Here is a 19,539-nt window from a genome sequence, read left to right as displayed (position 1 = left end):
TTCTCGCGGAGTAACTTGTGATGCTGATAATCTGTTGACTAGCAGTCTGACTCCACAAGCACCCACACGAATTGCTTGATTCAGTTGTTAAAGAGCGGTTGGTTAAGATCTTTCGTCTCAACCGAGGTGCGCATCTTACAGCGCATCTTTTCAATTTGCAACCTTAAAAGTTTCTGATTTTTCAACAAAATCAACTACTTAAGCCAAGAACAACATCAAACTGCTCGTTAGCGGGAGGCGAATAGTACAGCATTAAAATACGTGGTCAACCCCAATCTGAAAATTCTTTCCCCTACCAAAGCACCCTGGCTGCCACCATGAAAACCCCCAGCATCCATATAAAGCATCGGGGCAGCAGAGATCCAAATCCACGCCATCCGGACATATAGATACAACAAGGTGAGAAAGCACTTCGGCAAATGGATACCCAGGAACCCTAAGGGCATGGCGGGTACCGCGTCGAAATGCCCGAATCAATATGACAGAAACGAAAAAGCCCCTGAAATGTTTAACCATTTCAGGGGCTTAGTCTTGTTCAATAATGGCGGAGAGATAGGGATTCGAACCCTAGGTACCGGTGAAGGTACAACGGATTTCGAATCCGTCCCATTCGGCCACTCTGGCATCTCTCCAACGGCGCGCATCATAACAACACTTTCGCAGGAAGCGAACCCCCTAAGCGAAATATTTCTGTGCTATCAGATGCTTGCGTCGGTTAAAGCGGTACGCCAAGACGATTGGCGACTTCTTCGTAGGCTTCGATAACGTCACCGAGGCCCTGACGGAAGCGGTCCTTGTCCATTTTCTTGCCGGTGGCCTTGTCCCACAGACGGCAGCCGTCTGGGCTGAATTCGTCGCCCAGCACGATGGAGCCATCGTGGAACACGCCGAATTCCAGCTTGAAGTCGACCAGCAGCAGGCCGGCGTCGTCGAACAGTTTGCTCAGGACTTCGTTGACCTTAAGCGACAGTTCTTTCATGCGAACCAGTTGCTCGGCGGTGCCCCAACCAAAGGCCACGACGTGGGATTCGTTGATGAACGGGTCGCCCTTGGCGTCGTCCTTCAGGAACAGTTCGAAGGTGTAAGGGTTGAGCTTCATGCCCTCTTCGACACCCAGACGCTTGACCAGGCTGCCGGCGGCGTAGTTACGCACGACGCACTCGACCGGGATCATGTCGAGCTTCTTCACCAGGCATTCGTTGTCGCCCAGCAGCTTGTCGAATTGGGTCGGCACGCCAGCAGCTTCGAGCTTCTGCATGATGAAGGCGTTGAACTTGTTGTTCACCATGCCTTTGCGGTCGAGCTGTTCGATACGCTTGCCATCGAAAGCCGAGGTGTCGTTGCGAAACAGCAGGATCAAACGGTTAGCGTCGTCGGTCTTGTAAACCGACTTGGCTTTGCCGCGGTAGAGTTCTTCACGTTTTTCCATGATGGGCTCCGCTTGCTAAGTAGATGGGCTAGGCGATGTGGCGCCAGTCGAGCCCTGAATCTTGATCGGCCAGTTGCAGCCAGTCCGGGTCGCACCCGAGGGTGTCGACAAAACATTGCCGGGCCAGCCGCGGCAGGTTGTTCTTGCTGCTCAGATGGGCCAGGACCAGGTGTTGCAGGTCTTTCCAGCCCAACTCGGCCACCAGGAATGCCGCCTGGTGGTTATTCAAATGTCCCAGTTCACCGCCCACCCGTTGCTTGAGAAAGTACGGGTAATGACCGCGAGCCAGCATGTCACGGCAGTGATTGGACTCGATCATCAACGCATCGAGGTCCCGATAGCCGTCCAGCACCTTGTCGCAATACGAGCCCAGGTCGGTTAACAGGCCGAAGCGCCGCTCACCATCACTGAAGACATACTGTGTCGGCTCCTGTGCATCGTGGGCCACGGCAATGACACCGATGCTCAAGTCGCCGATTTGCAGTTGCTCGCCGCCAGCCAGAAAGCCTGCGGGTTCAATCGGTTTGCGCATCCCGCGCAAGGTCCCGCGACTGAGGTAGACAGGCAGATTGTAGCGCCGAGACAGCAAACCCACGCCATGCACGTGGTCGGCATGTTCGTGGGTCACGAGTATCGCGCTCAGCTGCGCAGGGTTCACACCCAGGCGCAGCAGGCGTTTTTCGGTTTCCCGCAGGGAAAAACCACAATCCACCAACACGTACGTATCAGCGCTGGCTATCAGCGTGCCATTCCCTTGACTGCCGCTGCCGAGAACGGCAAAACGCATAGGATCAGCCCAGGTTGTCCTGAATCTTGCTCAACACTTTACGCGCTACCTCTGGCGGCGCCACGGTGTTGATGTTTTTCTCGACGGTGACCTGGACGCTCTCGCCAACCTTGCTCAGGCGAACCTGATAACGCTCGGCGCGGGCATCCAGCTCTTCCTTGCTCGGCGCGCTGCCGAACAGGCTGCTGAGGAAGCCTGGCTTGTCGTCTTTCTTCTCGGCTTTTTCGGCCAGGTTGATGTAGTACAGACCCAGGCTGCGGTTGATGTCTTCAACACGCCATTCACCTTGTTCCAACGCACGACCGACGCTCGACCAGGCACGATCCAGGTCGGTACCGACGTTGAGCACAGGGTTGCCGCTGCCGTCTTCGCTCAGACTGACACGGCTGGGCGCGTCGAAATCACGTGAAGCCAACATGGAAACCGAACCGCCCTTCTCCGAGATACGGCTCATGCTCGCAAGCATGTCGTCGACCAGTGCCGCGTCCAGGCCAGTGTTGACCGAACGGTTGGTGAAAGCCACGTCAGCGGTGCTGCCGGCAGGACGCTCGGCGCTGACCACATAGACTTCACTGGTGTTGCGCTGCACACCCGGCTCGATGCGCACCCGCACGCGGGTTTCGCTGTCTGTGCTGACGCCGGCCGCGCTCAGGCGTTTGCCCATGGCGGCGGACAGTTCATCGGAGTGCTGCCAGGTCGTGGTGAATTCACCGGTTTGCGGACGCTGCTCATCCAGACGGAAACCGTTGTCCTGGAAGAACTGAACGGCCACTGGCCAGATTTCAGCCGGCGGATTCTGCGCCAGGATGGAGCTGGAGCCGCCGCTCTTCTGCAGGGAGTAGGGGCTGGCGTCCGCAGCCGCCGTCAGTGGCTGCGGACGAGGCACTACGTACTCGCCCTTCTCAGTGTCATCAGCCACGTTGCGCGGGATCGGCAACAGCGGATCCAGACGCTTGGCGTCATGGATATCCTGCGGTATTTGCATCGGCGCAGTCTGTTGCGCTTGCAGGTAATCGCTACCACGGTCACGGAAATAACCTTCCGGGCCCCAGACCCATCCACAGCCACTGGTGCTGGAGATAATCAAGGCAAGTGCGGAAAGTCCGGCCATTCGCTTCATGCGTTGTACTTCCTCAATTAAACCAGGACGCCGCACTGGCGCAGGGCCGTGCGCAGCGTTTCGTGACAAGGTGTGCTCAGCCAGGTCAACGGCAGGCGAATGCCTTCGTGCATCAGGCCCATTTCAACCAAAGCCCACTTCACCGGAATCGGGTTGGCTTCGATGAACAGGTCCTTGTGCAGCGGCATCAGTTTTTCGTTGATTGCCCGTGCGGTCTCGGCATCCCCCTTGAGGGCGGCCTCGCACAGATCGGCCATTTCACGCGGCGCAACGTTGGCGGTGACGGAGATATTGCCCTTGCCGCCCATCAGGATCAGCTCGACCGCGGTCGGATCATCGCCGGAAAGGACGATGAAGTCCTTGCTTACGCCGTCAAGGATGGCCTTGGCGCGTTTGAGGTCGCCGGTCGCTTCCTTGATACCGATGATGTTCGGCACGGTGGACAGGCGGATCACGGTCTCGGCCTGCATGTCGCAGGAAGTGCGGCCGGGAACATTGTAGAGAATCTGCGGGATATCGACCGCTTCGGCGATATGTTTGAAGTGCAGGTACAGGCCTTCCTGGGTCGGCTTGTTGTAGTACGGCACGACCAGCAGGCAGGCATCGGCGCCGGCTTCCTTGGCATTGCGGGTCAACTCGACGGCTTCGCGGGTCGAATTGGCGCCGGTACCGGCGATCACCGGAATGCGACCGTTGACCTGCTTGACCACGGCGCGGATGACTGCGATGTGCTCGTTGACGTCGAGGGTTGCCGATTCGCCGGTGGTGCCGACGGCGACAATGGCATGGGTGCCGTTTTCAAGGTGGAAGTCCACGAGTTTGCTGAGGCTGTCCCAGTCAAGACGCCCCTGTGCATCCATGGGTGTGACCAGTGCCACCATACTGCCCGCAATCATGAAACCGCTCCTGCCGGAAAAAGAGAGCCGTAATGGTACTGGCGCCAAGATGCTTGCACAAGCGAAGTACTGTGCTGCCGCCATTCCCCTTGGCGCCGGTTTTCGCTACCCTTCAGACTTTGATCGGTACAGACAAGCTCGTCCGTCGGGTTTCAGCCTCCATTTTCGGCATCACAAGCCCTGATCAAGCGTTGCCACGCCTCGCTCCCGCCCTGCCAGAGCACGTCGCAACCTGTCACTCGGGGCTTTCTGAGTTCGCATCCGCAGGCTCGTTCCCGGTAAATCGGCCCTTTGACGTATCGACCGCTCATCGCTTTAGGAATGCTGCATGTCCACCCCCACAGTTCGCGAACAATTCCTTGTCATCAGTGCCCTCGGCGCCAACCCCATGGAGCTGACCAACGTCCTGTGCCGCGCCAGCCATGAAAACCGCTGCGCCGTGGTCACTTCTCGCCTGACCCGTCATGGCGAATGCAGTGCGCTGGTGCTGGAAATCTCCGGCAGCTGGGATGCCCTGGCACGCCTGGAAGGCAGCCTGCCAGTGCTGGCCAAGCGGCATGCGTTCACGGTCAACGTGGTGCGCAGCGCCGCCCTGGATAACCGTCCCCAGGCCCTGCCGTACGTCGCCTATGTCAGCTCGGCCTACCGCTCGGACATCATCAATGAGCTGTGCCAGTTCTTCATGGACCACAATGTCGAGCTGGAAAACCTGACCTGCGACACCTACCAGGCTCCGCAGACCGGCGGCACCATGCTCAACGCCACGTTTACCGTGACCTTGCCGGCCGGCGTGCAAATCAGCTGGCTGCGCGATCAGTTCCTGGATTTTGCCGACGCGCTGAACCTCGATGCCCTGATCGAACCCTGGCGCCCACAGAACCCAATGTAAGGAAGCTTTCATGGCCGTTGCCATCGACCAACCGGTAACCGATTTCGAAGCCCTCGCCACCAGCGGGCACACCGTCAGCCTCGCTGGCCTGAAAGGCAAGCAGGTGGTGATCTACTTCTACCCCAAGGACAGCACGCCGGGTTGCACGACCGAAGGGCAAGGCTTTCGTGATCAGTACGCAGCGTTCAAGGCCGCCAATACCGAAGTGTTCGGTGTGTCTCGCGACAGCCTGAAATCCCACGAGAACTTCAAATGTAAGCAGGAATTCCCCTTTGAGCTGATCAGCGACAAGGACGAAGCCATCTGCCAGCTGTTCGACGTGATCAAGCTGAAAAAGCTCTACGGCAAGGAATACATGGGGGTGGATCGCAGCACCTTCCTGATCGACGCCAAAGGCGTGTTGCGCCAGGAATGGCGCAGCGTGAAGGTGCCGGGGCATGTTGATGCGGTATTGGCTGCGGCTCAGGCCCTGAATAAAGCCTGACCTTTAAAAGATCGCAGCCTGCGGCAGCTCCTACAGGATTACGCATTTCTCTGTAGGAGCTGCCGCAGGCTGCGATCTTTTTACAATCTAAAGCAATGGCGCCACCACCGGCTCCTTGCGCGGCCACGCATCCAGCACCGCCTTGAACAGCGTCGCCAGGGGAATCGCAAAGAACACCCCCCAGAAGCCCCACAACCCGCCAAACAGCAGCACAGCGCATATGATCGCCACCGGGTGCAGGTTGACCGCCTCCGAGAACAGCAATGGCACCAGCACGTTGCCATCCAGCGTCTGGATGATCCCGTAGACCGCCATCAAGTAAATGAACTGATCGCTCCAGCCCCACTGGAACAGCGCAATCAGAAATACGGGCACAGTCACCACCACGGCACCGACATAAGGCACCACCACCGAGATCCCCACCAGCAGTGCCAGCAGCGCCGCGTAATTGAGCTCAAGAACAACAAAGGCGATGTAGGTCACGCCACCGCAAATGAAGATTTCGATGACCTTGCCGCGAATGTAGTTGGCGATCTGCCGGTTCATGTCATGGGCGACCCGGGTGATCAACGCCCGCTCACGGGGCAGGTAACCGCGTACCCACTGGCCGATCATGGCCCGATCCTTGAGAAAGAAGAACACCAGAATCGGCACCAGCACCAGGTAGATCATGATGTTCACAAGCAGTGGCAGGCTCGACAGCGAGAACGTCAGCGCCCACTGACCAAACTTGCCGATTTCGCCCCGCGCCACTTCGATGGCCCGCAATACTTGCTCATCGGATACCAGGTGCGGATAACGCTCGGGTAGCAGCAGCAACAGCGACTGCCACTTGGCAAGCATGCCGGGCAACTCGTTGAACAACGTGATCAGTTGGTGCCACAGCAACGGCACGACAACCACGATGAATACCAGCAACAGCCCCATGAATAACGCAAAGACCAGCCCCACCGCGGCCCAACCCGGCACGCGCAAGCGCTCGAGGGCCACCACCAGCCCCTGCATCAGGTACGCCAGCACCATCCCGGCGAGTACCGGCGCCAGCATACCGCCCAAGGTCAGTACGACGGTGAATGCCAGAAACAGCAGGACAGCCAGCACCACAGCTTCTTCATCGGAGAAATAGCGCTGAATCCAGTCGCGTAACACTTTGAACATCAATAATCCTTATGAGCAAACGCAGCCGAATTCAGGCTTTTTTCAACCAGTAGCGGTAAACACCCGCCTCTTCTTCTTCACGAAGCAGGGTATGACCGGCCAATCGGGCAAAGGTGCGAAAGTCGCGCTGCGAACCCGCATCGGTGGCGATGACCTTGAGTACCGCACCACTGGCCAGCCGGTTGAGTTCCATCTTGGCCTTGAGCAACGGCAACGGGCAATTCAGGCCGCTGGCGTCCAGTTCAACGTCATGCTCTACAGCGTCGGTCATTGCATCACTCCGGGTCAGGCGGTTGAGTTGCCTAGAATATCTGGTCGCAACGCCGGTGTCCGGCTACAGTAAGGTCTTTGTCGACTAAGGCTTTGTGCATGACATTTTTGCGCCCTACCCTGCTGACGCTCGCTTGCCTGCTCGCCTCACCGGGCTTCGCCGACGACCTGCCGTCACTCGGCGACGCCAGTTCTGCCATTGTCTCACCGCAACAGGAATACCAGCTCGGCCGCGCCTGGCTGGCCATGTTGCGCAGTCAGGTTTCACAGCTCAACGATCCGCAACTCAAGAATTACGTGGAATCCAGCGTCTACCGACTGCTGGAGACCAGCCAGGTCACCGACCGGCGCCTGGAGTTCATCCTGATCAACAGCCCGCAGCTCAACGCCTTTGCGGCACCCGGCGGGATCGTCGGGGTGAACGGTGGCTTGTTCCTCTACGCCCAGACCGAAGGCGAATACGCTTCGGTGCTGGCGCACGAACTGGCTCACTTGTCGCAACGCCACTTTGCCCGGGGCGTCGAAGCGCAGCAACGCATGCAAGTACCGATGATGGCTGCATTGTTGGCCGGCATCGTGGTTGCAGCCGCGGGTGGCGGTAACGCCGGGATTGCAGCCATTGCCGGCACACAGGCCGCAGCCATCCAGGAACAGCGGCGATTCTCCCGCCAGAACGAGCAGGAAGCAGACCGTATCGGCATCCTCAATCTGGAAAAGGCCGGTTACGATCCCCGCTCGATGCCCAGCATGTTCGAGCGCCTGGGGCGTCAGTACCGCTACGATGCCAAGCCACCGGAATTTCTGCTGACTCACCCGGTCACCGAATCGCGTATCGCCGACACCCGCAACCGCGCCGAACAGTTTCCAAAGGGAGGTATCGAAGACAGCATGCGCTACCAACTGATCCGCGCACGCGTCCAACTGATCTATGAAGAAACCCCGGGACTTGGCGCCAAGCGCTTCCGCGCCCAGCTCGACGAGAACCCGAAAAACGACGTGGCACGCTACGGCCTGGCGATCGCCCAGATCAAGGGCGGCCAACTGAACGAAGCACGGGAAAACCTCAAGCAGTTGCTGGCCAAGTCACCCAACGAAATCATCTACAACCTGGCTCAGGTCGATCTGGACATCACCAACAATCGCCTGGCGGATGCCCAGTCCCGGGTTGACCGGTTGATGGGCCAATACGCTGGCAACTATCCGCTGAACCAGATTCGAGTCGACCTGCTGCTCAAGCAGAACCGTACTGCGGATGCGGAGAAAGCCCTCGAAGGCCTGCTCAAATCACGCCCGGATGATCCGGACGTGTGGTATCAGGTTGCCGAGACGCGCGGCCTGTCGGGCAATATCATCGGCTTGCATCAGGCTCGCGCCGAATACTTTGCACTGGTCGGGGACTATAAACAGGCCATTCAGCAACTGGACTTCGCCAAACGCAAGGCCGGCACGAACTTCCCGCTGTCTTCGCGGATCGACGCACGGCAACGTGAGCTGATGGAACAAGAGCGCATGATCAAGGACATGATGGGCTGACGCCCCCCCCCCCCGGAGACAAAAAGTCCGGACATAAAAAAACCGCCCCTTACGAGGCGGTTTTTTATTCAGCGGGCTACCGGATTACTCAGCCAGCTTGAAGGTGATGAAGCTCGCTCGCCCCTGACGCAGTACCCGCATCGACACCGAACGGTTCTTTGGCAGCGCCTTGGCGATGTCTGCGAACTCCTTGGTGGAACCGATGGCCTGGTTGTTCAGGTGGGTGATCACATCACCCGGCTGCAAGCCGATCATGGCGGCAGGACCGTCCTGCACTTCCTTGATCATCACACCGCCTTTGAGGTCATAGGTTTTCTTCTGGTCGTCAGTCAACTCGACCACAGAAACACCGAGGCGATTGCTACTGCGCTCGATGCTGGATTTTGGCTCGGCATCCAGCTCTTTGGCTTCTTCCGGAATTGCACCGACGGTCAGCTCGACTTTCTTGCGCTTGCCGTCACGAATCACTTCCAGATTGGCTTTTGCGCCAGCCTTCAGCGCACCAACGAGATGCGGCAGGTCGGCCGACATGACGATTGGCTGACCGTTCATGCTCAGGATCACGTCGCCGACTTGCAGGCCACCTTTGGCAGCCGGGCCATCATCCTGGATCTGGGCAACCAGCGCACCCGCAGGCTTCTCCAGACCGAACGACTCGGCCAGGTCCTTGCTGACTTCCTGAATCACGACACCCAGCCAGCCTCGGCTGACTTTTCCACCGGATTTCAGCTGATTGGAAACATCCATGGCCACGTCGATCGGGATCGCAAACGACACACCCATGAAGCCACCGGAGCGAGTGTAGATCTGCGAGTTGATCCCGACCACCTCACCGTTCAGGTTGAACAGCGGGCCGCCCGAGTTACCCGGGTTGATCGGTACGTCGGTCTGGATGAACGGTACATAGTTTTCGTTCGGCAGACTGCGACCGACGGCACTGACGATGCCCTGGGTCACCGTGTGGTCAAAGCCGAATGGCGAACCAATCGCGACAACCCATTGGCCAGCCTTCAGGTCCTGGGATTTACCTAGCTTCAGCACTGGCAGATCCTTGCCTTCGATTTTCAGCAGCGCCACGTCGGAACGTGGATCGGTACCGATCAGCTTGGCTTTCATTTCGCTGCGATCAGCCAGGCGGACGAGGATTTCGTCAGCATCGGCGATCACGTGGTTGTTGGTCAGGATATAGCCATCAGTAGAGATGATGAAACCCGACCCCAGGGAAGTTGCCTCGCGCTGACGGTCGCGAGGTGAACGCGATTGCGGCGGCATGCCTCGCTCGAAGAATTCGCGCAGCATTGGCGGCAAGCCTTCGAGGTCGGGCATTTGCTGGCTGACTTGGCGATCCGGCAGTTTTTGCGTAGTACTGATGTTCACGACCGCAGGCGAGGCCTGTTCGACCAGTTGCGTAAAGTCAGGCAATTCGACCGCTTGGGCGGTGACCGCCTGACCGAGAACCAGCACGGTGGCAATAATGGAAAGGTAGGACTTCAAGCGTGGTATCGACATACGGCTCCCGTTACGACGAGCATGGTTAAGCGATATGGAGCAAGGAACACCGGGAACAATACGCCGGTATTTTTGTTCCGGGAACAACAAACAAGGCCAGAGCCGAGGGACTCTGACCTATATGAAATTTACGGGATTTTAGCAAATTGAAATGCTCACGAAACATTTCGAATTCAGCTCACTGCTTGGTCGCAGCGGCGTCGGTACGCATCGAAAGCGCTATACGCTCAGCGGTACCGACCGGTATTTCACCGACGACGGTCACCATCATCTCACCCTGTGCCGTGGTCAAGCGCCGGGAAACCGCAACGGTCGGCCCCAACTGAGTGCGGGTATCGGTGACTGTTGCGCCATTGAGCGGCTCGAGGAATACCGAAAAACGCGTCAGACCATCGTCATACATCAGGCTATTGACCTGGGTTTTGGTCTCCGGATCCTTGCGAGCGGTGCTGCTGGTCAGCTCGAAGCCGGGCGGCAACCAGTCGGAACGCCAGACCTGGGCAGACTTGACGGCAGAAGCCTTGTCACTTTCGAGATTGACGGGCTTGCAATCATTACTGGCCTGCAGGTCTTTTTCGGAAGGAACGTCAGCGGTATCCAGTCGCGTAAACTGGAAGCGCTCCAACAACCGTCCCTTGTCGTCCAATAACAAAGACTTCAGAGGCAGGCCGGTTTCTTTATCCAGATGCAGTTCAAAACCGTAGCGGTGTTGATCGCGGGGTGTCAGCGATACGATCACCGCGGAACGCCCGGCGACACGCGACTTGCCGATGACAGCGAGGTCATACCAATTCTTGAGCTTTTGAGGATCGAGTGCACGGGCCGCGGAGTTCGGGGAGTCCCCAAGCCCTGCTATCAGCGTGCCACTGACGCATTGGGTTTGCCCATCAATGCGAACGACTTCCTGAGCGGAGCCGTCGAGCTGGATCAATCGCTCACGGATTTTTCCATCCTGGACACGGTGCCAGATGTTATGGGTAGAAAAACTACCGTTACGCTCGTAGACGAAAGTACCCTGAAAGCTTTGCTGTTGCTCTGCCTGGCCCAGGCGGGTCAACCAGTCCTGGGCATCATCGGCTTGGGCTGGAACGATGAACCAGCCGCCGAGCAGAAGCGAAAGTAGAGGTATGGCGCGCATGGTCCTCCTTAACGGTTTTCCAGACTTGCGGCACGAGCGTACGGCAGAGCGCTCTCAGTGCCTTTCAGTGCAGCCTGTTGAGCATGTTGGCGCAAATAGCCTGGCAGACGCTGATCGTGCCAGCCTGGCTGACCTTGCAATACACCGCTGGCCATGGGGCCAGTAGCTTCCGAACTCTCATTGTAGCCTGCCAGAACAGCAGGGCCTTTTACTTGAGGAGCGGCCAGTGCGGGTTGACTGGATTGCTGGGCCAGTTCGACACCGGCGATCTCATCCTGGTTGTACAGACGCACACCGGCCAGCACCGCCAGGGTCACGGAAGCTGCGACCGCCAGACGACCCAGGCTACGCCATGGACCACGGGAAGGTTTTGCCGGTACGGCTTCGTCAGCCAGGGCAGCAGAAACAGCCGCAGCGATGTCCAGACGAGGAAGCAGCAGATCCTTGTGCATCACTGCCCGAGCGATCTGATAACGAGCCCAGGTTTCACGGGTTTCAACATCGTCGCAGGCATTCAATACCCGACGCAATTCCAATTCGTCCGCTTCGTTATCCATCACTGCGGACAGCGATTCCTGCAGGGCTTCACGACTCATGGCGTTCCTCTCTTGGCTGTCGCCGCTGTCTTTAGTTTTCCTGCAACAACGGCTGCAGGGCTTTGTCGATGGCCTCCCGGGCGCGGAAGATCCGGGAGCGCACGGTGCCTACCGGACATTGCATGACGCTCGCAATGTCCTCGTAACTCAGACCATCAAATTCACGTAAAGTTAAAGCCGTACGCAAATCTTCCGGCAGTTGCTGAATGGTTCGATGGACCGTGCCTTCGATCTCATCCCGCAGCAAAGCCCGTTCTGGCGACTCGAGATCCTTGAGGCCATGATCGCCATCGTAGAACTCTGCATCCTCGGAACTGACATCGCTATCCGGCGGCCGACGGCCGCGTGAAACCAGATAGTTTTTCGCCGTGTTGATGGCGATGCGGTAAAGCCACGTATAAAACGCGCTGTCTCCGCGAAAATTTCCAAGTGCACGGTACGCCTTGATAAAGGCTTCTTGTGCCACATCCTGGGCTTCATGGGTGTCGTGCACGAAACGCACGATCAACCCGAGAATTTTGTGCTGGTATTTCAGCACTAGCAGATCGAAAGCACGCTTGTCGCCGCGCTGAACGCGCTCGACCAGTTGCTGATCCTCTTCCTGGGTTAGCATGAACACTCCTCGATGAGCTCGGAGGAGGCTTGCAGAAGTAAATCACCAGACTTGCAAACATAGACTCGGGCTTTTCGCAAAAGTTCTCCCCCTCCAGGCAAGTTTCCTGCGGGCTCTGATTTGGCACGCACGAAAAGCGCAGCACGAGTTGACCCGGCCGCGCGGATAATCTTGTCATCGGATTCTTCGGCAAGGATCGCACTGCAATCTCGCACTGAAGCCGACACTGTCCCATGTTTCAGACAACCGTCTATTGATCTTGGCCCTTTGGCAAAAGTTCCAAATATTTATAGCTGCGCCGACCTGACATTGTGCAACCGTGTAGGGAAAAAGACTGTTAAATCGGCGATACGGTCATTCTTGCGCCCAACGGGCAGAAAAACATCCGACGAAGCGACCGATATTTTGCGTCACAGTAGTTTCACAATGCCATGCCAGCTCGGGTATTGTGCCGCTCCCCCCCTCTATATACTAGTGGGCAGTGCGGCTGCTTTGACTCGCCAGTCCAGCTGCGCCAACCCCCGACCCGGGTCGCTTTGAGCGGAATCCTGAAATGAGCCAACAGTTTCAACACGATGTTCTGGTAATTGGCAGCGGTGCTGCCGGCTTGAGCCTTGCGCTGACCTTGCCCGGTCATTTGCGCATTGCCGTACTGAGCAAGGGCAACCTCGCCAATGGCTCGACGTTCTGGGCCCAGGGTGGCGTTGCGGCCGTGCTGGATGACACCGATACCGTTGAATCCCATGTCGATGACACGCTCAATGCCGGCGGCGGCCTGTGCCATGAGGACGCTGTGCGTTTTACCGTCGAGCACAGCAAGGAAGCCATTCAGTGGCTGATCGACCAGGGCGTGCCCTTTACCCGCGATGAACAGTCGGGCAACGAAGATGGCGGCTTCGAGTTCCACCTGACCCGCGAGGGCGGCCACAGCCATCGGCGCATCATCCACGCCGCCGATGCCACGGGCGCTGCCATTTTCACAACCCTGCTCGACCAGGCCAGGAAACGACCCAACATCGAATTGCTGGAACAGCGGGTGGCGGTTGACCTGATCACGGAGAAACGCCTGGGCCTGGAAGGTGATCGCTGCCTCGGCGCTTATGTACTCAATCGCGGTACCGGCGAAGTCGACACCTATGGCGCCCGTTTTGTGATCCTCGCCTCCGGTGGTGCGGCCAAGGTTTACCTGTACACCAGTAACCCTGACGGCGCCTGCGGCGATGGCATTGCCATGGCCTGGCGCTCAGGCTGCCGGGTGGCGAACCTGGAATTCAACCAGTTCCACCCCACTTGCCTGTATCACCCGCAAGCCAAGAGCTTCCTGATCACTGAAGCCCTGCGAGGCGAAGGTGCCCACCTGAAGCTGCCCAACGGTGAACGCTTCATGCAGCGCTTCGATCCACGGGCCGAATTGGCACCACGGGACATCGTCGCACGGGCCATCGACCATGAAATGAAGCGCCTGGGCGTCGATTGCGTCTATCTGGACATCAGCCACAAGCCCGAAGCTTTCATCAAGACGCACTTCCCGACGGTGTACGAACGCTGCCTGGAATTTTCCATCGACATCACCAGGCAACCGATTCCGGTGGTCCCGGCTGCGCACTACACCTGCGGTGGTGTGATGGTCGATCAACAGGGCCGCACCGACGTGCCGGGTCTGTACGCCATTGGCGAAACCAGTTTCACCGGCCTGCACGGCGCCAACCGCATGGCCAGCAACTCGCTGCTGGAATGTTTCGTTTATGCCCGCTCGGCGGCCGCAGACATTCTTGAACAGCTGCCCCGGATTCCGATGCCAGTCCCCCTTCCCGCCTGGGATGCGAGCCAGGTCACCGATTCCGATGAAGACGTGATCATTGCGCACAACTGGGATGAGCTGCGGCGATTCATGTGGGACTACGTCGGCATCGTGCGCACCAACAAGCGTCTGCAACGGGCGCAACACCGCGTGCAATTGCTGCTGGATGAAATCGACGAGTTCTACAGTAACTACAAGGTCAGCCGGGATTTGATCGAGCTGCGCAACCTGGCTCAAGTGGCCGAGCTGATGATTCTGTCAGCCATGGAGCGCAAGGAAAGCCGTGGCCTGCATTACACCCTCGACTACCCGAACCTGTTGCCGGTCGCACTGGACACTATTCTGGTGCCGCCCACCTACGTCGGCTGAACTTGAGCCGGACCCGCAGGCGTCGGTGCACATCCGCCGCCTGCGCATCCCGGGGCACGCAAATGGCCCGGACCCGGCGCTCACCACGTAGTCGAAAACGCAGTACCACCACCAACGGCAGCGCCAGGCTGTCCGGTCTCAGTTGCACGGGCTGCCAACCCTTGGCCCGACTCCACAATTGCCAGCCATCGGCATCGCGCCGCAAGCCGCAAAAGGCCTGCGGGTGCGTCAGCAAGATCTGCCGGGGCAACAGCCAGAGGCCGTGAGCCACACACAGCGCGACGCCGAGCGCGCTGGCCCAGACCGGAATCGACAGTAAAAACAGCGAACCCAACGTGAGCAGCTGGGCCAGAAGATACGCCGCCAGCAACTGCCGTGAGGCATGCCAGCGGCATTCGAACGAATTACTTGGGCTGAACACGATCCAGGATCATGCGAACCATGCGTTGCAGCTCAGGATCTTCGGATTCGTTGCGTTCCATGAACCAACCGAACATGTCCTGATCTTCGCATTCGAGCAACCTGACGTAGCAGGCGCGATCAACCTCGTTGAGGTGCTGGTAAACCTCTTTCACAAACGGTACCAGCAGCACGTCAAGTTCAAGCATGCCGCGGCGGCTGTGCCAGTAGAGGCGGTTCAGTTCAACATCTTCGACCATGGAGCGCTCCTCAAATAGGCCGCAAGTATACAGGCCCGCGCCCCGTCGAACAGTCGGCTTTGGTCGGGCACCGGTGATCCTTTGTGAACTACCCATTTCGAAGGCGCCCCCTTATGATGTCCGCCAGACTCTTTACCCTGCGATGACCCATGGCCGATTCTGCTTTTTTCTGCACCCTTTCTCATGAAGGTGTTCTCGCGGTCCGCGGCGCGGACGCCAGCAAATTCCTGCAAGGCCAACTGACCTGCAATCTCAACTACCTGAGCGAATCCCGGGCCAGCCTCGGTGCGCGCTGCACCCAGAAAGGCCGGATGCAATCGAGTTTCCGCATCCTGCTCGAAGGAGATGGCGTGGTCCTGGCCATGGCCACCGCATTGCTCGAACCGCAACTGGCGGACCTGAAAAAATACGCCGTGTTTTCCAAGTCGAAACTGACCGACGAAAGTGCCGCCTGGGTTCGCTTCGGCGTTGACCATGGCGACGCTGCACTGGTCAGCCTCGGTCTGGACCTGCCGGCAGAAACCGACAGCGTCGTGCGCAACGATGGGCTGATCGCCATCCGTGTCTCGCCGCAACGCGCCGAGTTGTGGGCCTCCGCCGGTCAAGCCGATGCGGTCAAAGGCAAGCTATCGGTGGTGCTGAGCGAAGGCGACCTCAATCAATGGCTGCTGGGCCAGGTCCGCGCAGGGATCGGCCAGGTCATGCCCGACACCCGCGAGTTGTTCATCCCGCAGATGCTCAACCTGCAAGCGGTCGGTGGCGTGAGTTTCAAGAAAGGTTGCTACACCGGGCAGGAAATCGTCGCGCGCATGCAGTACCTGGGCAAACTCAAGCGCCGTTTGTATCGCCTGCAACTGACGGTCAGCGAACTGCCTGAACCGGGTACCGCGCTGTTTTCCCCGACCCACGGCAGTTCCATTGGCGAAGTGGTGCTGGCTGCCCGCGCCGGGCAGAACATTGAACTCCTGGCTGTGTTGCAAGCCGAAGCAGCAGACAGTGGAGACATCCACCTGGGCGAGCTCGAGGGGCCGTCCCTGCAACTGCTCGACCTGCCTTATGAACTGGACCGCGATCGCGAAATCCAGCAATAACGGCAGCACTTGGCGCGCCCCCTAGAGAGACTAAATGAGCGAACTGGCGGAAAAGGTCCAAAAGGATTTGGTTGAGGCCATCAATAACGATGACCTGGTTCTGCCAACGTTACCGGAAGTGGCCCTGCGGATTCGCAAGGCCGCAGAAAACCCGGAAGTCAGCGTCAGTACCCTGAGCAAAGTGATCGGCCGCGATACCGCGCTGTCGGCACGCCTGATCAAAGTGGTCAACAGCCCACTGTTGCGCGCGACCCAGGAAGTGACCGATCTGCATACCGCGATCACCCGTCTGGGCATCAACTACAGCTGCAATCTGGCGATCGGCCTGGTCATGGAGCAGATTTTCCATGCCCGCTCCGACGTGGTTGAACAGAAGATGCGCGATGTCTGGCGTAAAAGCCTGGAAATCGCCGGCGTCAGCTACGCCTTGTGCCGCCGCCATACCCGACTCAAGCCCGATCAGGCGGCCCTTGGCGGGCTGGTGCATCAGATCGGCGTGCTGCCGATCCTGACCTACGCCGAAGATCACTATGAGCTGCTGTCCGACCCGGTCAGCCTCAACCATGTGATCGATCAGATTCATCCGCTGATCGGCGAAAAACTGCTCAGGGTCTGGGAATTTCCCGACATGCTGGTGCAAGTGCCGCAGCTGTACCTGAACTTCAAACGCCAGTCTGCGCAGGTCGATTATGTGGATCTGGTGCAGGTGGCCAGCCTGTATTGCCTGCAGGACACCGATCACCCGCTCGCCCGTGCCGATGCATTGAATGTACCGGCCTACAAGGCACTCGGAATCGACTTTGACGACAAGGCGATATGCGCCGACCTGGAAGAAACACGCACGATGTTTTACTGACCATTGTGGCGAGGGGGCTTGCCCCCGTTGGGCTGCGAAGCGGCCCCGAACCATGCACCGCGTATTTCGGACAAACCGCATTTACTGATTCTACGGGTGCTGCGCACCCGAACGGGAGCAAGCTCCCTCGCCACAAAAGAAGTGATCAATCCCCCGCAACAAAACTCACCCGCACCTTCAACCCTGCGTGCTCACCATCATGCAGGCTGATCTGCGCCAGATGCGCGCGGCAGATCTCACCGACAATCGCCAACCCCAACCCTGAACCGGCCACTTGCTGATTGCGTCGGTAGAACCGCTCGAATACCCGATCGCGCTCCTCGAGAGGAATGCCGGGGCCATCATCTTCGACTTCCAGTACGGCGGGCGCCGAGACGCGCAAAATCACGTTGCCACCCGGTGGCGTGTGAGCCAGTGCGTTATCCACCAGATTGCTCAGCAGTTCGTTCAATAATGTCGGCTCGCCCCGCAACCAGACGGGTTCATCCGCTTCCAGCGCCAGCGCGATGCCGCGCTTGTGGGCCAGCGGCGCCATGGCCATGCCCAGGTCCCGAGCCAACTGACTGAGGTCGAGTAACTGCGCGCCGCCCTCGGCAATCGCCCGGGCGCCATTTTCGACCCGTGCCATGGAAAGCAACTGATTGGCCAGATGGGTCAAGCGATCAGTACCCTGGGCGGCGGTTTCCAGCGTGCTGCGCCAGGTTTCGGGCTCGACTGAGCGCATGCCCAGTTCCAGTCGTGCCTTGAGCGCCGCCAGCGGCGTGCGCAGTTCGTGGGCGGCATCGGCGATGAATTGCGCCTGCTTCTCGAACTGCCCGCGCAAGCGCTCGGTAAAGTGATTGAGGGCGCGCACCAGAGGCCACAATTCGCGCTGGACTTCCACCAATGGCAAGGGCCGCAGATCGTCCGGCTGACGCTCCTCCACTGCCGTGCGCAAGCGCTCCAGCGGACGCAACGCGGCACTCACCGCGAACCACACCAACATCAAGGCCCCACCCGCAAGCATGCCCAGGCGCAGCAAAGTATCTGTCGCCAGACTGCGGGCCATGCTCACCCGCGCTTCATCGGTTTCCGCCACGCGGATTTCCGCCATGCCGTTCATGTTCGGCTCGCTCACGGGCTTGAGCAGGCTCACCACGCGCACGTTCTGCCCGCGGTACTGGGCGTTGTAGAAACGTGCCAGCGCTGGATAGTCATCGGTGCGCGGCGTTCCCGGCGGCGGCGCGGGCAGGTTTTCGTAACCGGAAATCAGCTTCTGATTGATGTCGTTGACCAGGTAGAAAATCCGCCCGGCGCTGTCGTAGGCGAAGGTATCGAGGGCGACATAAGGCACGTCGAGGCTGAGGCTCCCATCGTGCTCGGACAGGCCTGCGGCGATGGTCCGCGCCGAGGCGAGCAAAGTCCGGTCATAGGCCGTGTCGGCTGCTTCACGACCGTTCCAGTAGGCGCTCAAACCACTGGCCAGCATCAACACCACCAGCAACAGCGCCAGGTTCCACAACAACCTCCAGCGCAGGCTGCTGGGCTTATGCATCGCGGCTTTCCAGCAAGTAACCGAGGCCGCGGAAGGTCACGATGGCAACCGGCTGGCCATCGAGTTTCTTGCGCAGCCGGTGCACGTAGATTTCGATCGCATCGGGGCTGGCCTCTTCATCGAGACCGAACACTTGCGACGCCAATTGCTCCTTGCTCATCACCCGACCGGGGCGTGCGATCAGGGCTTCGAGTACGGCTTGCTCGCGGGAAGTCAGGGTCAGCAATTCTTCGCCGAGGGTGAAGCGCCGGGTTTCCAGGTCATAGGCCAGCACACCGCAACGCTGAATGCGTTCACCGCCCAGCACGCTGCGGCGCAACAAGGCTTTGACCCGGGCTTCGAGTTCGGTCAGTTCGAACGGCTTGGCCAGGTAGTCGTCGGCGCCGAGGTTCAGGCCATGGACCCGATCCTTGACGTCGCTGCGGGCGGTCAGCATCAACACCGGCAGGTTCTTGCCCCGCGCCCGCAAACGCGCCAGCACTTCGAAACCATCCATGCGCGGCAAGCCGACGTCGAGGATCGCCATGGCGTACTCCTCGCTGCCCAGCGCCAGGTCGGCTGCCACGCCATCGTGCAGAACGTCCACGGTCAACCCGGTGCTCTTGAGCGCCTGGGCGACACTTTCGGCGAGCTGCAAATGGTCTTCGACGAGCAGGACACGCATGGATCTTTACCTCGTTCAGGGATGGTCGACGCCATTCTTTGGCGCGAAGTTTACAGCCGCAACCGCCGCTGTGAAGCCCGAAAACCGTGAAAGTCAGCTGAAAGCTTAGCGAAAGGTTAGCCCGTTACAGTCCAGCCACGGAC

General features: G+C 59.1%; 20 protein-coding genes and 1 tRNA gene. 6 read left to right on the top strand and 15 right to left on the bottom strand.

Going from position 1 to position 19,539, the window contains the following annotated elements; all coding sequences use genetic code 11:
- Positions 1-542: 542 nt before the first annotated feature.
- The 5 genes from KW849_RS16435 to dapA all read right to left on the bottom strand — a co-directional run bounded on the left by KW849_RS16435 (position 543) and on the right by dapA (position 4,232).
- Positions 543-632, bottom strand: a tRNA-Ser gene (locus tag KW849_RS16435).
- Positions 633-715: 83 nt separating this feature from the next.
- A complete protein-coding gene (purC, locus tag KW849_RS16430) occupies positions 716-1,429 on the bottom strand; it encodes a phosphoribosylaminoimidazolesuccinocarboxamide synthase (RefSeq protein ID WP_007944067.1) in 714 nt (237 codons plus the stop codon).
- A gap of 28 nt (positions 1,430-1,457) precedes the next feature.
- Positions 1,458-2,216, bottom strand: a complete 759-nt coding sequence (locus KW849_RS16425; protein WP_218430385.1) for an MBL fold metallo-hydrolase — start codon at positions 2,214-2,216, stop codon at positions 1,458-1,460.
- Positions 2,217-2,220: 4 nt separating this feature from the next.
- Positions 2,221-3,336 carry an outer membrane protein assembly factor BamC gene (gene bamC, locus KW849_RS16420; protein WP_218430384.1) on the bottom strand — a complete coding sequence of 372 codons (1,116 nt, stop codon included), beginning with the start codon at positions 3,334-3,336 and terminating at the stop codon, positions 2,221-2,223.
- 17 nt (positions 3,337-3,353) lie between these two features.
- Entirely contained in the window at positions 3,354-4,232 is an 879-nt protein-coding gene (gene dapA / locus KW849_RS16415) for a 4-hydroxy-tetrahydrodipicolinate synthase (RefSeq protein ID WP_108216835.1), read from the bottom strand.
- A 328-nt stretch (positions 4,233-4,560) separates the two neighbouring features.
- On the opposite strand from dapA, the gene KW849_RS16410 reads away from it, so the two are divergent.
- The gene (locus tag KW849_RS16410) at positions 4,561-5,121 is read left to right on the top strand and encodes a glycine cleavage system protein R (RefSeq protein ID WP_218430383.1); all 561 of its coding nucleotides are present in this window, start codon (positions 4,561-4,563) and stop codon (positions 5,119-5,121) included.
- A 10-nt stretch (positions 5,122-5,131) separates the two neighbouring features.
- Entirely contained in the window at positions 5,132-5,605 is a 474-nt protein-coding gene (locus KW849_RS16405; protein WP_218430382.1) for a peroxiredoxin, read from the top strand.
- A gap of 87 nt (positions 5,606-5,692) precedes the next feature.
- Here KW849_RS16405 and KW849_RS16400 read toward each other — a convergent pair whose 3' ends face one another.
- A complete protein-coding gene (locus KW849_RS16400) occupies positions 5,693-6,763 on the bottom strand; it encodes an AI-2E family transporter (RefSeq protein ID WP_108216833.1) in 1,071 nt (356 codons plus the stop codon).
- 31 nt (positions 6,764-6,794) lie between these two features.
- Positions 6,795-7,034 carry a sulfurtransferase TusA family protein gene (locus KW849_RS16395; protein ID WP_108216832.1) on the bottom strand — a complete coding sequence of 80 codons (240 nt, stop codon included), beginning with the start codon at positions 7,032-7,034 and terminating at the stop codon, positions 6,795-6,797.
- Between the two features lie 98 nt (positions 7,035-7,132).
- Between KW849_RS16395 and KW849_RS16390 the strand changes: the two genes are divergently transcribed.
- A complete protein-coding gene (locus KW849_RS16390; RefSeq protein ID WP_218430381.1) occupies positions 7,133-8,566 on the top strand; it encodes a M48 family metalloprotease in 1,434 nt (477 codons plus the stop codon).
- Positions 8,567-8,650: 84 nt separating this feature from the next.
- Here KW849_RS16390 and KW849_RS16385 read toward each other — a convergent pair whose 3' ends face one another.
- The 4 genes from KW849_RS16385 to rpoE form a co-directional block, all read right to left on the bottom strand.
- Positions 8,651-10,075 (bottom strand): DegQ family serine endoprotease, encoded by a 1,425-nt coding sequence (locus KW849_RS16385; RefSeq protein ID WP_108216830.1) that lies wholly within the window; start codon positions 10,073-10,075, stop codon positions 8,651-8,653.
- 178 nt (positions 10,076-10,253) lie between these two features.
- The gene (locus KW849_RS16380; RefSeq protein WP_218430380.1) at positions 10,254-11,213 is read right to left on the bottom strand and encodes a MucB/RseB C-terminal domain-containing protein; all 960 of its coding nucleotides are present in this window, start codon (positions 11,211-11,213) and stop codon (positions 10,254-10,256) included.
- Positions 11,214-11,221: 8 nt separating this feature from the next.
- Positions 11,222-11,809 (bottom strand): sigma-E factor negative regulatory protein, encoded by a 588-nt coding sequence (locus tag KW849_RS16375; protein ID WP_108216828.1) that lies wholly within the window; start codon positions 11,807-11,809, stop codon positions 11,222-11,224.
- A gap of 31 nt (positions 11,810-11,840) precedes the next feature.
- On the bottom strand, positions 11,841-12,422 hold the full coding sequence (gene rpoE / locus KW849_RS16370; protein WP_003172477.1) for an RNA polymerase sigma factor RpoE: 582 nt from the start codon (positions 12,420-12,422) through the stop codon (positions 11,841-11,843).
- Between the two features lie 553 nt (positions 12,423-12,975).
- Between rpoE and nadB the strand changes: the two genes are divergently transcribed.
- Positions 12,976-14,592 carry an L-aspartate oxidase gene (nadB, locus tag KW849_RS16365; RefSeq protein WP_218430379.1) on the top strand — a complete coding sequence of 539 codons (1,617 nt, stop codon included), beginning with the start codon at positions 12,976-12,978 and terminating at the stop codon, positions 14,590-14,592.
- On the opposite strand, the gene KW849_RS16360 is transcribed toward nadB, so the two are convergent.
- Entirely contained in the window at positions 14,561-15,013 is a 453-nt protein-coding gene (locus tag KW849_RS16360) for a protein YgfX (protein WP_218430378.1), read from the bottom strand. The genes nadB and KW849_RS16360 overlap by 32 nt on opposite strands.
- Positions 14,997-15,251 (bottom strand): succinate dehydrogenase assembly factor 2, encoded by a 255-nt coding sequence (locus KW849_RS16355; protein ID WP_108216825.1) that lies wholly within the window; start codon positions 15,249-15,251, stop codon positions 14,997-14,999. Before KW849_RS16355 ends, KW849_RS16360 begins: the two co-directional genes overlap by 17 nt.
- 149 nt (positions 15,252-15,400) lie before the next feature.
- Here KW849_RS16355 and KW849_RS16350 point away from each other — a divergent pair, with 149 nt between their 5' ends.
- Together KW849_RS16350 and KW849_RS16345 are read left to right on the top strand one after the other, a co-directional pair.
- Positions 15,401-16,342 carry a folate-binding protein YgfZ gene (locus KW849_RS16350; RefSeq protein ID WP_218430377.1) on the top strand — a complete coding sequence of 314 codons (942 nt, stop codon included), beginning with the start codon at positions 15,401-15,403 and terminating at the stop codon, positions 16,340-16,342.
- Positions 16,343-16,376: 34 nt separating this feature from the next.
- Positions 16,377-17,198: an HDOD domain-containing protein gene (locus tag KW849_RS16345; protein ID WP_218430376.1), complete on the top strand. Its 822-nt coding sequence runs from the start codon at positions 16,377-16,379 to the stop codon at positions 17,196-17,198.
- 145 nt (positions 17,199-17,343) lie between these two features.
- Here KW849_RS16345 and KW849_RS16340 read toward each other — a convergent pair whose 3' ends face one another.
- The gene (locus KW849_RS16340) at positions 17,344-18,732 is read right to left on the bottom strand and encodes a sensor histidine kinase (protein ID WP_218430375.1); all 1,389 of its coding nucleotides are present in this window, start codon (positions 18,730-18,732) and stop codon (positions 17,344-17,346) included.
- Complete coding sequence (locus tag KW849_RS16335; RefSeq protein WP_007979804.1) at positions 18,725-19,396, bottom strand: response regulator; 672 nt, start codon at positions 19,394-19,396, stop codon at positions 18,725-18,727. Before KW849_RS16335 ends, KW849_RS16340 begins: the two co-directional genes overlap by 8 nt.
- Between the last annotated feature and the right edge of the window lie 143 nt (positions 19,397-19,539).

Source organism: Pseudomonas sp. PDM26 (assembly GCF_019219185.1).
Taxonomy (GTDB): domain Bacteria; phylum Pseudomonadota; class Gammaproteobacteria; order Pseudomonadales; family Pseudomonadaceae; genus Aquipseudomonas.
This window is presented reverse-complemented; position numbering and strand designations above follow the sequence as displayed.

Coding starts and splice junctions, on each gene's coding strand:
- KW849_RS16425 (WP_218430385.1), bottom strand. CDS start 2,216: ATGCGTTTTGCCGTTCTCGGCAGCGGCAGTCAAGGGAATGGCACGCTG.
- bamC (WP_218430384.1), bottom strand. CDS start 3,336: ATGAAGCGAATGGCCGGACTTTCCGCACTTGCCTTGATTATCTCCAGC.
- rpoE (WP_003172477.1), bottom strand. CDS start 12,422: ATGCTAACCCAGGAAGAGGATCAGCAACTGGTCGAGCGCGTTCAGCGC.
- KW849_RS16395 (WP_108216832.1), bottom strand. CDS start 7,034: ATGACCGACGCTGTAGAGCATGACGTTGAACTGGACGCCAGCGGCCTG.
- purC (WP_007944067.1), bottom strand. CDS start 1,429: ATGGAAAAACGTGAAGAACTCTACCGCGGCAAAGCCAAGTCGGTTTAC.
- KW849_RS16390 (WP_218430381.1), top strand. CDS start 7,133: ATGACATTTTTGCGCCCTACCCTGCTGACGCTCGCTTGCCTGCTCGCC.
- dapA (WP_108216835.1), bottom strand. CDS start 4,232: ATGATTGCGGGCAGTATGGTGGCACTGGTCACACCCATGGATGCACAG.
- KW849_RS16355 (WP_108216825.1), bottom strand. CDS start 15,251: ATGGTCGAAGATGTTGAACTGAACCGCCTCTACTGGCACAGCCGCCGC.
- KW849_RS16380 (WP_218430380.1), bottom strand. CDS start 11,213: ATGCGCGCCATACCTCTACTTTCGCTTCTGCTCGGCGGCTGGTTCATC.
- KW849_RS16340 (WP_218430375.1), bottom strand. CDS start 18,732: ATGCATAAGCCCAGCAGCCTGCGCTGGAGGTTGTTGTGGAACCTGGCG.
- KW849_RS16400 (WP_108216833.1), bottom strand. CDS start 6,763: ATGTTCAAAGTGTTACGCGACTGGATTCAGCGCTATTTCTCCGATGAA.
- KW849_RS16405 (WP_218430382.1), top strand. CDS start 5,132: ATGGCCGTTGCCATCGACCAACCGGTAACCGATTTCGAAGCCCTCGCC.
- KW849_RS16345 (WP_218430376.1), top strand. CDS start 16,377: ATGAGCGAACTGGCGGAAAAGGTCCAAAAGGATTTGGTTGAGGCCATC.
- KW849_RS16350 (WP_218430377.1), top strand. CDS start 15,401: ATGGCCGATTCTGCTTTTTTCTGCACCCTTTCTCATGAAGGTGTTCTC.
- nadB (WP_218430379.1), top strand. CDS start 12,976: ATGAGCCAACAGTTTCAACACGATGTTCTGGTAATTGGCAGCGGTGCT.
- KW849_RS16385 (WP_108216830.1), bottom strand. CDS start 10,075: ATGTCGATACCACGCTTGAAGTCCTACCTTTCCATTATTGCCACCGTG.
- KW849_RS16375 (WP_108216828.1), bottom strand. CDS start 11,809: ATGAGTCGTGAAGCCCTGCAGGAATCGCTGTCCGCAGTGATGGATAAC.
- KW849_RS16410 (WP_218430383.1), top strand. CDS start 4,561: ATGTCCACCCCCACAGTTCGCGAACAATTCCTTGTCATCAGTGCCCTC.
- KW849_RS16335 (WP_007979804.1), bottom strand. CDS start 19,396: ATGCGTGTCCTGCTCGTCGAAGACCATTTGCAGCTCGCCGAAAGTGTC.